The following is a 14455-nucleotide window of genomic DNA, read 5'->3' as shown; positions in this document are numbered from 1 at the left end:
GCGCCCCGCTCAGTACCGCGGCTTCTCCGGCTCCACGTCGGTCACCCAGGCGTCGATGCCGCCGCGCACGAACGTCACGTCCTCCCAGCCATTGGCCCGCAGCACCTCGGCGGCGCGTTGCGACCGGGCGTCGTGGTGGCAGTGCAGGATGACCTTCTCCTGCGGCGGGAGGATCTCGCGGGCAGGATCGGTGAGGATCTGCCCGAGCGGAACCAGCTCGGCCCCCTCGATCGACACCAACTGGTATTCGTGCGGTTCGCGCACGTCGACGAGCACGAAGTCGGCCTCGCCCTTGTCGCGCGCCTCGAGCAGGGCCTTGAGTTCGGTGGGGGAGATCGATGGGGTAGACGACACGGGCTGCCTTTCGAAGAGCTTGGTGGCGGGGCCGGATGCGTCCGCTCCCTGCTTGGTAACGCTGTAGGGCTCGCCGATATTCGACGCTCGGGCGCGCGGGGCGGCGTGGCCGAACGCCACCTCCCGCCACGAGGCGTCGAGGGCGTCGTGCACGAGCAGGCGTCCGAGTAGGGGCTGCCCGTAGCCGCCGAGCAGCTTGAGGGTCTCGGTGGCCATGACGGCCCCGATCGACGCGCACACGGGGCCGAGCACGCCCGCCACCGCGCACGACTCGCCGGGGTCGGCATCCGGTTGTTCGGGGTAGAGGTCGTCGAGAGTGCGGTCGAGCCCGTCGGGTGCCGTGGCCCAGAACACGGTCACCTGGCCGTCGAACCGCAGCACCGATCCCCAGACGAGGGGCTTGCCGACGAGGGCGCAGGCGGCGTCGACGACGTACTGCACCTCGAAGTTGTCGGTGCCGTCGACGATGACGTCGTATTCCGACACGAGCTCGAGCACGGTCGAGGTGGTCACCTCGGCGTCGTGCTCGATCACCTCGACGAGCGGGTTGAGGGCGCGCACCGCGGCCGCAGCCGACGCCGTCTTGCGCTGACCGACGTTCGCGGCGGGGTGGATGGTCTGGCGCTGCAGATTCGACACCTCGACCATGTCGTGATCGGCGATGCCGATGGTGCCGACGCCCGCCGCCGCGAGGTACTGCAGCACCGGTGAACCGAGCCCGCCGGCGCCGAGCACGAGCACGCGCGACTCCTTCAACCGCCGCTGCCCCTCGAGCCCGACGTGGGGCAGCGAGATCTGGCGGGCGTAGCGGATGAGCTCTGCGCGGGTCAGCTCCGGGCCGGGCGAGACGAGGGCGGCGATGGGCACCCCTCCAGCGTAAGCGCCCTCGCGCGGCCCGGGGCACCAGGAGTACGGTGTCAGCCATGTCACTCCGCTGGGAACAAGTCGTCGTCGACAGCCGCGATCCGCTCGCCCTCGCCACGTGGTGGAGCGAGGCGCTGAACTGGCCCATCACCTACCAGAGCGAGCCGGGCGACGCCGACGAGCCGGGCGGTGACGTCGAGATCGAGATCGAGATCGCTCCGGATGCCGCCACCCACCCGAGTCTGCTGTTCATCGCCGTTCCCGAGCAGAAGTCGGTCAAGAACCGCCTGCACCTCGACTTCATCCCCGACGATCAGGCGGCCGAGGTCGAGCGACTGCTCGCGATGGGTGCGAGCCGCGCCGACGTCGGTCAGGGCGACGACGTCACCTGGGTCGTGCTGACCGACCCCGAGGGCAACGAGTTCTGCGTGCTGCGCGCACGCTGAAACCCGAGCGCCGCCTAGGCCTGACCACTGCAACCCAACCCCCGTTCCGGCCCGTCTGGCCCGTCATTGCGGGCATCCGCGCGCGGATTGGGTACCGTAGACCCACACCGGTGAACGGAGGAAGGCGGCCCGTGTATCTGAAGAGCTTGACCCTCAAGGGATTCAAGAGCTTCGCCAACCCCACCACCTTCGCCTTCGAGACCGGCGTCACCTGCGTGGTGGGCCCCAACGGCTCCGGCAAGAGCAACGTCGTCGACGCTCTCGCCTGGGTGATGGGCGAGCAGGGCGCCAAGACCCTGCGCGGCGGCAAGATGGAAGACGTCATCTTCGCCGGCACCTCCACCAAGGGCCCGCTCGGCCGGGCCGAGGTCACCCTCACCATCGACAATGCCGACGGCGCCCTGCCGATCGAGTACTCCGAGGTCACGATCAGCCGCACGCTGTTCCGCAACGGCGGCAGCGAATACGCCATCAACGGCGACAGCTGCCGACTGCTCGACGTGCAAGAACTGCTCTCCGACTCCGGACTCGGCCGCGAGATGCACGTCATCGTGGGCCAGGGGCAGCTCGACGCCGTGCTGCACGCGACGCCCGAAGGCCGCCGCGGCTTCATCGAAGAGGCAGCCGGCATCCTGAAGCACCGTCGTCGCAAAGAGAAGACGCAGCGCAAGCTCGAGGCCATGCAGGCCAACCTCACCCGGCTGAGCGACCTGGCGGGCGAGATCCGGCGGCAGCTCAAGCCGCTCGGGCGGCAGGCCGAGATCGCCAAGGAGGCCCAGTCGATCGCCGCCATCGTGCGCGACGCGAAGGCCCGCCTGCTCGCCGACGAGATCGTCGGGCTGCGCACCGCGCTCGACGCGCATTCGCGCAGCGAGAGCGAGCGTCACACCGAGCGCATCGTGCTGCAGGAGCGTCTCGAGCAGAACCAGCTGCGGGTCGCCCGCATCGAGCAGGCGCAGGTCGGCGACGCGGTCGACCTGGCCCGCCGCACGAGCTTCGGCCTCGAGCAGGTGCAGGAGCGCCTGCGCAACCTCTTCAACCTGGCGAACCAGCGGCTCGCGCTGCTCGGTGGCGAGGAGAGCGTTCCGGATGCCGGGCCGAGCGTCACCCCGTCGATGGTCGCCGATTCCCGCGACGAAGTGGTGCGCCTGCAGGGCGAGGTGGCCGCGGCCCAGGCGGCGTGGGATGCCGCGAAGCTCGCCACCACGAAGGCGCGCGGTTCTCTCGACGCGCTCGACGAGCAGATCGCCTTCCAGTCGGCGCTCGTGTCGAAGCACGACCTGGAGCTCTCGAAGCTCACCGGCCAGCTCGACGCCGCGAACACCCGGCTGGCCACGGTGCGCGGCGAGGTGCTGCGTCAGCAGAACGCGCTCGACGCGGCGAACGCCCGCCGCGAGACCGCCCAAGCCGAGTTCGCCCGCGCCGAGGCCGAGGCGGCCACCGGCGACATCGACGAGACCGATCTCGACGAGGCCTACGAGTTCGCACAGTCGGCCGTGTTCGAGGCCGAGTCCGAGATCGAGCGCCTGCGCGAAGAGCTGCACACCCACGAGCGCGAACGCGACGCCCTCGCGGCCCGCACGAGCGCGCTGACGATGGCGCTCGACCAGAAAGACGGCTCGGCCGACCTGGTGGCCGCGCGCCTCGACGGCATCCGCGGGCTCGTCGCCGAGCACGTCAAGGTGACGCCCGGCTTCGAGGCGGCGATCGCCGCCGCCCTCGGAACCCTCGCCGACGCCGTGCTCGCCGACGACGTCGGAGCCGCCATCGCCGCCGCGAACGCTGCCGCGTCGGCCGACATGGGCCGGGTCGAACTCGTCATCGCGAACCCGTCCGCCCCGCCCGCGCCGACGGATGCCGCCGTGCAGGCACTAGCGGGCACCCCGGGTGTCGTCGCCGCCGACTCGGTGGTCACCGCCCCGGGCGGTGTGCTCGGCGTGCTGCGGTCGGTGGTCGTGGCCGACGATCTCGACACGGCCCGTCGCGCCTGGGACGCGCTCGACGACGAGGCCGGCGCCGGGGTCACCGTCGTCACGACGTCGGGCGAGGTGCTCACCCGCTACGTGCTGCGCGGCGGATCGGGCGCCACGAGATCGCGCATCGAGCTCGTCGCCGAGCGCGACACGGCGGCGGTGTCGCTCGACGAGGAGAATTCGATCATCGAGCGCGCCCGTTTCGCGCTCGCCGAGCAACGCGGCATCTCGCAGGTGGCGAAGGAGCAGTCGCAGGCGGCGCTCACCGCCCTGCGCGAATACGACGCGAAACTGGCCGCGCGCACCGAGCGGCTCAGCCGCATGAAGGCGCAGGTCGAGGCGAGCGTGGGCGAGCTCGAGCGGCTGCAGAAGGCGCTCCAGCTGGCCCAGGACGCCGTCGCGCAGGCCGAGCAGACCGCCGAGAAAGCCCGAGGTGAGCTCGAGGCCGTGCGCGAGCGACCGCGCCCGATCCTCGACGTGAGCTCACGCGACGCGCTGCTCGCCGAGCTCGAGGGCGCCCGCGACGGCGAGGTCGAAGCGCGGCTCGGCGTCGAGACGGTGCGGGAGCGCGTGCGAGCCGAGCAGGCCCGCACCGTGGCACTCGAACGCCAGCTCGAGGCCGACCGGGCAGCGGCCGAGGCGGCGGCCCGGCGGGCGGTCATCCGTCGCCGGCAGATCGCGGCGGCCTCGGACGTCGTCGACTCGCTGCCCCCCGTGCTCGAGTCGGTCGACCGCTCGGTCGCCGAGGCCAGGATCGCCCTCGCGCAGCGCGAGGCCGAGCGCGCCGAACAGAACGAGGAGCTGCTGGCCCTCCGCCGCGACGAGGCGGGGCTGCGCGAGCGCCTGCAGTCGATCACCGAGAACATGCACGGCCTCGAGCTGCAGATCTACGAGAAGAAGCTGCACCTGTCGTCGTTGCTCGAACGGGCCGGCTCCGAGCTGGGGCTCGTCGAAGACGTGCTGGTGGCCGAATACGGGCCCGACCAGCTCATTCCCGACGACAGCGAGGTGCCGATCATCGACACCAGCGCCGCCGCGATCGAGGAGGCCACGGCCCGGCTCGAGGCCGACGACCAGGATGCGGAGGACGCCGGCGCCACCGCCGACGCGGCCGCGGCCGCCGCCGACGAAGACGACGACGGCGCAGCTCCCGCCGCCCGCACTGGCCGCCCGTTCTCGCGCACCGAGCAACAGCAGCGGCTCGCCAAGGCCGAGCGCAAGCTCGCCGAGCTCGGCCGCGTGAACCCGCTCGCGCTCGAGGAGTTCGACGCGCTCGAGCAGCGGCACAAGTTCCTCACCGAACAGCTCACCGACCTCACCAACACCCGCAAAGACCTGCTCACGATCATCGACGAGATCGACGACCGCATGCAGACCATCTTCGAGAGCGCCTTCGCCGACACGCAGGAAGCGTTCACGAAGGTGTTCCCGGTGCTCTTCCCCGGCGGAACCGGGTCGATCCACCTCACCAACCCCGACGACCTGCTCACCACCGGCATCGAGGTGTCGGTGAAACCCGCCGGCAAGAAGATCGAGCGGCTCTCGCTGCTGTCGGGCGGCGAACGCTCGCTCGCGGCGGTCGCGTTGCTGATCGCCATCTTCAAGGCCCGCCCCAGCCCGTTCTACATCATGGACGAGGTCGAGGCCGCCCTCGACGACGCCAACCTCGGCCGCCTGCTCACCATCTTCGAAGACCTCCGGCAGACCAGCCAGCTGATCGTCATCACCCACCAGAAGCGCACCATGGAGATCGCGGACGCCCTCTACGGCGTCTCGATGCGGCAAGACGGGGTGTCGGCGGTGGTGGGGCAGAGGGTGGGGGCTGGCTGAGCTGGCTGCCGCTGCGGCCGTGCTTCGCGCGGATGCAGCGGGGCGCGCCGCCGCCTCTGCGGCGCGCCGCGATGTGTTCGGGCGCCGTCGCTGCGCGGCGACGCTCGAACCTTGGGTCGTCGATAAGGGCCTGTTGCGTTGCGATTCGGCCCGGCAGTGGCCGAACATGCGGTTCTCAGGTGCTCGTTTCGTTGGCGGATGCCGATATTTCGCCTAGTGAGGGGCCATAGGGGGTCGGTCCTCGTGAAAACCGTATTCGCTAACCGCGGTGGTGTCGACGACCCGATCGACGAGTGGCTGCCCGAGTTCGCGTCTCCGCGCGTGCTCGTGACGCCCGACGCCGAACTCGACGCCACCGTCGCCGCACACCGGTCGATCACCGTGCGCGACCTGCTCACCATGACCGCGGGGTTCGCGTTCCCCTGGCCCGAGACGCCGCTCACCCGCGCGATGCAGCAGGCAGGCGTCGCGACCGGTCCGGTGCCCGCCCAGCTCACTCCCGACGAGTTCGCGACCCGGCTCGGCGCCTTGCCCCTGGCGCGGCAACCGGGCGACCGATTCGCCTACGACACCGCCGCCGACGTGCTGTCGATCCTGCTCACCCGAGCGACCGGCGGCTCGCTGGGTGACCTGGTGCACTCGCGCATCGCCGAGCCGCTCGGCCTGGCCAGCACGGCGTTCTACGTTCCCGGCCTCCTGCCAACGCCCTACCGAGTGCGCGAGGATGCTCCGCCCCAGGAGGCCGCGGATCAGCCTGGCGCCGCTCGCGCCGGGATGCCGGCCGATCTCGAGATCGCCACCGATGTCATGACGGCGTTCGAGCGTCCGCCGCTCCTGGAATCGTTGCGAGGCGGACTCGTCTCGACCGTGCCCGAGTTCGTGCGCTTTCTCGCGGCCGTCGACGACGACGTGCTGCTCACGAGCGACCAGCGCATCCGCATGACGACCGACCACCTCACCGACGCGCAGCGGCCCGGTCTGGAAGACCTGGGCGGCCCGGGTTACGGCTGGGGCTGGCAGACCGGCGTCGACCTGCTGCCGCCGCCTGGCGCCAGTCTCGACGCCGACGCCTTCCGCGCCGTGGCCCTGGCCGGGGAGCCCTGGCGCTCACCCGGCCGCTGGGGCTGGGCCGGCGGCACCGGCACGAGCGCCTACGTCGACCCCGACCGCGACCTCGTGGCCGCCGTCTTCACCCAGCACCAGCTGGGCGCCCCCACCGACGACTTCGCCTTCTTCTGGGGCCCACTGACGCAGCTCGGACTCTGAAGAGCGCCGAAAAAAGCTGCAAATAACGATGACCGGCGGCCTATACGGCCCCGGTCATCGTTATTTGCAGCTTTATTCGTGCGTCACTCGCACGACGAGTGTCAGTGCGTGCTCGGCGCGCTCTCGATCTCGGTGCGGTCGCCCGACCAGAGGGTGTGGAACGTGCCCTCCTTTTCGATGCGCTTGTAGGTGTGCGCACCGAAGAAGTCGCGCTGCCCCTGCACGAGGGCGGCCGGCAGACGCTTCACCGACAGAGCGTCGTAGTACGACAGCGCCGCGCCGAACCCGGGAACCGGCACGCCCGAAAGCGCCGCGGTCGACACCACGCGACGCCACGCGGCCTCGCCGTCGGCCACGGCCGAGGCGAAGTAGGGGTCCTCGAGCAGGGTCGTGATGTCGGGGTTCTTCTCGTAGGCCTCGACGATGCGGTTGAGGAACTGCGCGCGGATGATGCAGCCCGCCCGCCAGATCTTCGCCACGGCGCCCTTGTCGATGTTCCAGCCGTACTGCGCGGCTCCGGCGACGATCTCGTCGAAGCCCTGCGCGTAGGCCACCACCTTCGAGGCGTAGAGAGCGGCGCGGATGTCGTCGGCGAACGTGTCGACGTCGACCTCCACCACGTCGGGGCGCGAGCTGATCGTCGCCTGCACGGCCTCCCGCTGCTCGGGGTGCGACGACAGCGACCGCGCGAAAACGGCCTCGGCGATGCCGCCCACGGGTACGCCGAGGTCGAGCGCGTTCTGCACGGTCCACGATCCGGTGCCCTTGGCGCCGGCCTGGTCGAGCACGATGTCGACGAACGGCTTGCCCGTCTCGGCGTCGACCTGCTTGAGGATCTCGGCCGTGATCTCGATCAGGTACGACTCGAGGTCGCCCGAGTTCCACGCCGTGAACACCTCGGCCAGTTCGGCCGGCTCACGCTTGGTGATGGTGCGCAGCAGGTCGTAGGCCTCGGCGATGAGCTGCATGTCGGCGTATTCGATGCCGTTGTGCACCATCTTCACGAAGTGGCCGGCGCCGTCGGTGCCGATGTGGGTGACGCACGGCTCGCCCTCGGCGACCGCGGCGATCGACGCGAGGATCGGACCGAGCGTCTTGTAGGCCTCCGCGGTTCCGCCGGGCATGATCGACGGGCCCTTGAGCGCGCCCTCCTCGCCGCCCGAGATGCCGGTGCCGACGAAGTGGATGCCGCTGGCCGAGACGTCTTTCTCACGGCGGATGGTGTCGTGGAAGTTCGCGTTGCCGCCGTCGACGATGATGTCGCCGGGCTCGAAGCGCTCCGCGAGCTCGGAGATCACCGCGTCGGTGCCGGCGCCCGCCTGCACCATGATGATGGCGGTGCGCGGCTTCGCGAGCGACGCGACGAAGTCGTCGACCGACTCCGAGGCCACGAACCCGGCTTCCGGATGCTCCGACACGAGTTTGCGGGTGCGCTCGGGCGAGCGGTTGTAGACGGCCACGGTGTTGCCTTCACGGCTGGCGAGGTTGCGGGCCAGGTTGGAGCCCATCACCGCCATTCCGACTACTCCGATGTTGGCGGTTCCCGACGCTTCTGCCATGCGTGATGCTCCTTGTAGACGTGGATGTGTCCCAGCGTAGTAGAGCCTCCGCGAGCGGGAGCCACATGCGCTAGGCTTGACCACTGAACTTCGGCGAGGGATGCGAACGCAACCGCGAGCATCCGTTATCGACGCGGTGGACTGGGCCTTAAACCGTCTTTCCTCTCGCTTCACGCGGTCGAGTTGAAACACCACATCCGAGGCGGGCCCAGCGGCTCGCACTGAACTGATCAGAATGAGAGCATCACCATGGCTGACGACACCAAGGTCTCCGCAGAGATCCGCACCACCTTCGGCAAGGGAGCGGCCCGCCGCATCCGTGCCGCCAAGAAGATCCCCGCCGTGATCTACGGCCACGGCACCGAGCCGCAGCACATCACGCTGCCCGGCCACCAGACCGCGCTCATCCTGCGCAAGGCCAACCAGGTGCTCGAGCTCGACATCGAGGGCACCCCGGCGCTCGCGCTCGTCAAAGACGTGCAGAAAGACCCCGTGCTGCAGATCATCGAGCACATCGACCTGATCGTCGTGCGCAAGGGTGAGAAGGTGCAGGTCGAGGTTCCCGTGCACCTCGAGGGCGAGAGCTACCCCGGCACCATCGCCACGCAGGACACCAACACCGTGCTGCTCGAGGTCGAGGCGACCAACATCCCCGAGAGCGTCGTCGTGTCGATCGAGGGCTTCGAAGACGGCACCCTCGTGCACGCCAAAGACATCAGCCTGCCGGCCGGTGCGGTGCTCATCACCGACGAGGAGACCGTCATCGTCGGCATCACCTTCCCGGCGGCGTCGGTCGACGACGAGCCCGCCGAGGGCGAGGGTCAGGCCGAGTCGACGACTCCGGCTCCCGACGCCGAGTAACAGCCCAGCGGCTGGCAGAAGAGACGACGGTCTGATCGAGTGAACCCCGATCTGTGGCTCGTAGTCGGGCTCGGCAACCCCGGGCCCGGCTACGCCGCCAACCGTCACAACGTGGGGCAGATGGTGGTGGCCGAACTGGCGAACCGCATGCGTGCCACCTTCAAATCGCACAAGGGCAACGCGATGGTGGCCGAGGGGCGCGTCGTTCCCGGCGGCCCGCGGTTCATCGTGGCGAAGCCCAACACCTACATGAACGTGTCGGGCGGGCCCGTCAACGCGTTGCTGAAGGCCTACGGCATCCCGCCCGAGCACCTGATCGTGGTGCACGACGAGCTCGACATCCCGTTCGACACCCTCAAGCTCAAGCAGGGCGGTGGGCACGGCGGCCACAACGGCCTGCGCGACATCATCGCCGCCACCGGCAGCGCCGACTTCGTGCGCGTGCGCGTCGGCATCGGCCGCCCGCCCGGTCGCCAGCAGGCCGCCGACTTCGTGCTGCAGAACTTCTCGAGCACCGAACGCGAGACGCTGCCCAACCTGATCGTCGACGCCGCGGATGCCGTGGAGCTGATCGCGGGGTCGGGGCTGGCGGCGGCGCAGTTGAAGGTGCATACGGGCTAGTTGCCGCGGGCTGGCTGGCGCCGCGGCCGTGCTGCGCGCGGCTGCGGCGGGCGTCGCCGGTCCCTGCCCGGCGCCGCGCGGCATGTGAGCGCGCGGTCGCTGGCGCGGCCACACGCTCACCCTGGGTCGTCGAGAAAGGCCCGTTGCGTTTCACTCCCACGCTCCGCTCTCGCGTCGCGCTCGCGTCGCCCCCGCGCTTCCCGTTTCTTCGCGAGTGGTCACTTTTGGCGGCATGGGTGGGGGTTTGGGGCGGGAAGTGACCACTCGGCAGGTGTGCCAGGTGGCGAGTGGGGCGGGGATGCGGGGGCTGTGCCCTGGGTCGGCGTGGGCACCGTAAACTTGGACGAGTGATGCTTCAGGGGCTTGTCGATGCGCTCTCGCGCGCTTCCACGTTCGAGAAGGCCCTGGTGAACGCGGGGCGCGACAGCGATTTCTCGTTGCCTGAAGGGCTGCGCGCGCCGTTGCTCGCGGCGATGATGGAGCGCCGCGTCGAGCGCGGGCTGCCGGCCGCCATGCTCGTGGTCACCGCCACCGGGCGCGAGTCCGAGAAGCTGCGCGAGACGCTCGCGAGCTTTCTGCCCGAAGCCCAGATCATCGAGTTCCCCGCCTGGGAGACCCTGCCGCACGAGCGCCTCAGCCCGAGCGCCGAGATCGTCGGCAAGCGCATCGACGCCCTGCGCCGCCTCGTCGACTGGCAGCGAGCGACGGATGCCGCGGCAGCCGCCCCGGGCACGACCGCAGCCCCGGCACCCATCGTGGTCGTCGCATCCGTTCGCGCCGCCCTGCAGCCCATCGCCTCGAACCTCACCGACCTCGAACCCATCGTGCTCGCCCGGGGCGGCCGCGGCTTCGACCTGTCGGCCCTCTCGTTGCAGCTCGTCGAGCTCGCCTACTCCCGGGTCGACATGGTCACCCGGCGGGGGGAGTACGCGGTGCGCGGCGGCATCCTCGACGTCTTCCCGCCCGTCGCCGAGCACCCCTACCGGGTCGACTTCTTCGGCGACGAGGTCGACGAGATCCGCGCGTTCTCGGTGGCCGACCAGCGGTCGCTGCCCGACGCCGTCGACACCGTCAGCCTGCCGCCGAGCCGCGAACTGCTGCTCAGCGAGGCCGTGCGGCAGCGCGCCCGCGAGATGCAGCACGAGTTCCCGAGCCTCGCCGGCCTGCTCGAGAAGATCTCGGCCGGCATCCCGGTCGAGGGCATGGAGTCGCTCGCCCCCGCGCTGCTCGACGAGCTCGTGACGGTGGCGCACTACCTGCCGGCGGATGCCGCGATCGCGGTGGTCTCGCCCGAGCGCGTCGCGACGCGAGCCGTGAACCTGTCGGAGACGAATCGCGAGTTCCTCGCCGCCGCCTGGACGGCGGCCACCGCGGGCGCCGAGGCGCCGATCGACCTCGAGTCGGGCGAGTTCATCACCCTCAACGAGCTGCGTCACGCCGCGGGAACCGGGCGGCCGTGGTGGACGCTGAGCGAGTTCCAGCAAGGCCCCTCCGACGACGACATCCTGCCCGAGCACCGCGAGCTCGAAGAGCACCTCACCATCCGCATCGCGGCCGACACGGTGCCGAGTTTTCAGGGCAACGCCGACGGCGCCATCGAGCACGTGGCCGCGAGGCTCGGCGACGACTGGTCGATCGTCGTGGTCGCGAAGGGCCAAGGTCTCGTCGAGCGCGCCGCCGACGTGCTCGCCGAGCGCGAGCTGCCCGCCCGCGTCGTCGACGACCTGCCGGCCGAGCTCGAACCCCGCCTGATCTACATCGTGCGCGCCGCGGTGGAGCACGGCTTCGAGCTGCCCGAACTCAAGATCGCGCTGATCGGCGAGACCGAGTTCTACGGCCGCACCGCGGGCTACGAGTCGCGCCAGGTGAAGAAACTCGCGAGCCGCCGCAAGAACGTGGTCGACCCGCTGCAGCTGAAGGCCGGCGACTTCGTGGTGCACCAGACCCACGGCATCGGCAAGTTCCTCGAGCTCACCCAGCGCGAGGTGTCGTCGGGCGGCCGCAACGCCATCAAGACCACCCGCGAATACCTCGTGATCGAATACGCCCCCTCGAAACGCGGCTACCCGGGCGACAAGCTCTACGTGCCCACCGACCAGCTCGACCTCATCTCGCGCTACGTCGGAGGCGAGGCCCCCGCGCTCAGCAAGATGGGCGGCAGCGACTGGTCGGCGGCCAAGGGCAAGGCGCGCAAGGCCGTGCGCGACATCGCGGTCGAGCTGGTGAAGCTCTATTCGGCGCGCATGGCGTCGAAGGGCTACGCGTTCGGGCCTGACACGCCCTGGCAGCACGAGCTCGAAGAGGCGTTCCCGTTCCAGGAGACGCCCGACCAGCTCACCGTCATCGACGAGGTGAAGGCCGACATGGAGCGGCCCATCCCGATGGACCGGCTGCTGAGCGGCGACGTGGGCTTCGGCAAGACCGAGATCGCCGTGCGCGCCGCGTTCAAGGCCGTGCAAGACGGCAAGCAGGTCGCGATGCTCGTGCCGACCACGCTGCTCGTGCGGCAGCACATGGAGACCTTCGCCGAGCGCTTCGCCGGGTTCCCCGTGCACCTCAAGGCGCTCAGCCGGTTCCAGAGCGACAAAGAGACGCGCGAGACCATCGCGGGTCTCGCCGACGGCACGGTCGACATCGTCATCGCCACCCATCGCATCCTGAGCGACAACATCGCGTTCAAAGACCTCGGCCTGCTCATCATCGACGAGGAGCAGCGCTTCGGCGTCGAGCACAAAGACCAGCTGAAGAAGCTCAAGACCAACGTCGACATCCTGGCGATGAGCGCCACCCCCATTCCGCGCACGCTCGAGATGGCGGTCACCGGCATCCGCGAGATGTCGACGCTCGCCACGCCGCCCGAAGACCGGCATCCGATTCTCACCTTCGTCGGGCCCTACTCCGACAAGCAGGTCGCGGCCGCCATCCGGCGCGAACTCTTGCGCGAAGGCCAGGTGTTCTTCGTGCACAACCGCGTGTCGTCGATCAACAAGGTCGCGGCGCAGCTCGCCGAGCTCGTGCCCGAGGCGCGCATCGCGGTGGCGCACGGCCAGATGAACGAGCACGTGCTCGAGCAGGTCATCGTCGACTTCTGGGAGCGCAAGTTCGACGTGCTCGTGTCGACCACGATCATCGAGACCGGCATCGACATCGCCAACGCCAACACGCTCATCGTCGACCGCGCCGACAAATACGGCCTCAGCCAGCTGCACCAGTTGCGCGGCCGGGTGGGGCGCGGCCGCGAACGAGCCTACGCCTATCTGCTCTTCGACGAGCACAAGCCGCTCTCCGAGACGGCGAACGACCGCTTGTCGACCCTGGCGGCCAACAACGAGCTGGGGTCGGGCATCCAGGTGGCGCTGAAAGACCTCGAGATCCGCGGCGCCGGCAACCTGCTCGGCGGCGAGCAGGCCGGCCACATCGCCGGAGTCGGCTTCGACCTCTACCTGCGCATGATCGGCGAGGCGGTGTCGACCTTCCGGGGCGACGTCGCCGAGGGCCAGACCGAGTTGAGGCTCGAGCTGCCGGTGGACGCGCACATCCCCGAGGACTACGTCGACAGCGAGCGGCTGCGGCTCGAGGCCTATCAGAAGCTCTCGACCGCCAGTGCGCCCACCGCGTCGGACGACTCGATCGACCGCGTCATCGACGAGCTCACCGATCGCTACGGCGAGCCGCCGGTGCAGGTGGTCAACCTGATCGCCGTGTCGCGACTGCGGCGCAAGGCGCAGAAGGCGAGCCTCAGCGAGGTCGTGACGATGGGGTCGAACCTGCGCATCGCGCCGGCCGTGCTCGCCGACTCCATCCAGGTGCGGTTGCAGCGCATGTACCCCGGGGCGAAGTACTTCACCCAGACCTCCTCGGTGTCGGTGCCCATGCCGGTCGTCGACGGCAAGCCGCTGCCCGACGCCGACCTCGTGGCCTGGGTCGACGGTCTGCTCGACGCCATCTTCGCCCCCGCCAAGACGACCGCGGCTTAGTTAGCCTTGGGGACATGGCCGAGATTCCGGATGCCCCCACCAAACTCGATCAGCTCGTCGAGGTGACCGCGCTCCTGCGGGCACCCGGCGGCTGTCCCTGGGATGCCGAGCAGACCCACGCGTCGCTCGTGCAGTACCTCGTCGAAGAGAGCCACGAACTCATCGAGGCCATCGAGTCGGGGTCGCGCGACGAGATGATCGAAGAGCTCGGCGACGTGCTCTACCAGGTGATCTTCCACGCCGACATCGCTGCGCACACCATTGGGGAGGACTTCGACATCCAGGACGTCGCGGCGCACATGACCGCGAAGATGGTGGGGCGGCATCCGCACGTCTTCGGCGATCTCGACCTCGAGACCGCGGGCGACGTCGAGAACGCCTGGGACTCGTTCAAGGCGGCCGAGAAGCCCTCCCGCACGAGCGTGCTCGACGGCATCCCGCTCGGCATGCCCTCGCTCGCCCTTGCCGACAAGCTGCTCGGCCGGGCGCAGAAGGTGGGCGTGCTCGAGAAAGACGCTCCCGCCGCCATTCCCGTGGCGAACGAGCAGGAGCTCGGCGGGCTGCTGCTCGCCCTCGTCGCCTCGGCGAAGGCGCAGGGCCTCGACGCCGAGCGCGCCCTGCGCAGCACTCTGCGCGACCTGCGCACCGAGATCGTCGCGGCCGAGACCGTTTCTCAGGCCGATTCGCCCTCGGAACCCTGACGC

At 69.9% G+C, this 14455-nt stretch carries 9 protein-coding genes; 7 read left to right on the top strand and 2 right to left on the bottom strand.

What is annotated here, in order from left to right; all coding sequences use genetic code 11:
* Positions 1-9 precede the first annotated feature (9 nt).
* Positions 10-1221, bottom strand: a complete 1212-nt coding sequence (gene moeB / locus N1032_RS11165) for a molybdopterin-synthase adenylyltransferase MoeB (protein WP_259539134.1) — start codon at positions 1219-1221, stop codon at positions 10-12.
* A gap of 56 nt (positions 1222-1277) precedes the next feature.
* Between moeB and N1032_RS11160 the strand changes: the two genes are divergently transcribed.
* From N1032_RS11160 to N1032_RS11150, 3 genes are all read left to right on the top strand, one after another.
* On the top strand, positions 1278-1664 hold the full coding sequence (locus tag N1032_RS11160) for a VOC family protein (RefSeq protein WP_259539133.1): 387 nt from the start codon (positions 1278-1280) through the stop codon (positions 1662-1664).
* A gap of 131 nt (positions 1665-1795) precedes the next feature.
* Positions 1796-5467: a chromosome segregation protein SMC gene (smc, locus tag N1032_RS11155; RefSeq protein ID WP_259539132.1), complete on the top strand. Its 3672-nt coding sequence runs from the start codon at positions 1796-1798 to the stop codon at positions 5465-5467.
* A 243-nt stretch (positions 5468-5710) separates the two neighbouring features.
* Positions 5711-6733 carry a serine hydrolase domain-containing protein gene (locus N1032_RS11150; protein ID WP_259539131.1) on the top strand — a complete coding sequence of 341 codons (1023 nt, stop codon included), beginning with the start codon at positions 5711-5713 and terminating at the stop codon, positions 6731-6733.
* 101 nt (positions 6734-6834) lie between these two features.
* Here the strand turns inward: N1032_RS11150 and gndA are convergent, their stop codons facing one another.
* On the bottom strand, positions 6835-8292 hold the full coding sequence (gene gndA / locus N1032_RS11145; protein ID WP_259539130.1) for an NADP-dependent phosphogluconate dehydrogenase: 1458 nt from the start codon (positions 8290-8292) through the stop codon (positions 6835-6837).
* A gap of 249 nt (positions 8293-8541) precedes the next feature.
* On the opposite strand from gndA, the gene N1032_RS11140 reads away from it, so the two are divergent.
* The 4 genes from N1032_RS11140 (at position 8542) to N1032_RS11125 (ending at position 14452) form a co-directional block, all read left to right on the top strand.
* Positions 8542-9153 (top strand): 50S ribosomal protein L25/general stress protein Ctc, encoded by a 612-nt coding sequence (locus N1032_RS11140; protein ID WP_259539129.1) that lies wholly within the window; start codon positions 8542-8544, stop codon positions 9151-9153.
* Between the two features lie 39 nt (positions 9154-9192).
* Entirely contained in the window at positions 9193-9774 is a 582-nt protein-coding gene (pth, locus tag N1032_RS11135; RefSeq protein WP_259539128.1) for an aminoacyl-tRNA hydrolase, read from the top strand.
* Between the two features lie 347 nt (positions 9775-10121).
* Positions 10122-13751 (top strand): transcription-repair coupling factor, encoded by a 3630-nt coding sequence (gene mfd, locus N1032_RS11130; protein WP_259539127.1) that lies wholly within the window; start codon positions 10122-10124, stop codon positions 13749-13751.
* A 14-nt stretch (positions 13752-13765) separates the two neighbouring features.
* Positions 13766-14452 carry a MazG family protein gene (locus tag N1032_RS11125; RefSeq protein WP_259539126.1) on the top strand — a complete coding sequence of 229 codons (687 nt, stop codon included), beginning with the start codon at positions 13766-13768 and terminating at the stop codon, positions 14450-14452.
* Positions 14453-14455: the final 3 nt, after the last annotated feature.

This window comes from Herbiconiux daphne (assembly GCF_024979295.1).
Classification (GTDB): Bacteria; Actinomycetota; Actinomycetes; order Actinomycetales; family Microbacteriaceae; genus Herbiconiux; species Herbiconiux daphnes.
Note: the sequence above shows the minus strand (reverse complement) of the source record. Positions and strands in the feature narration are given on the sequence as shown.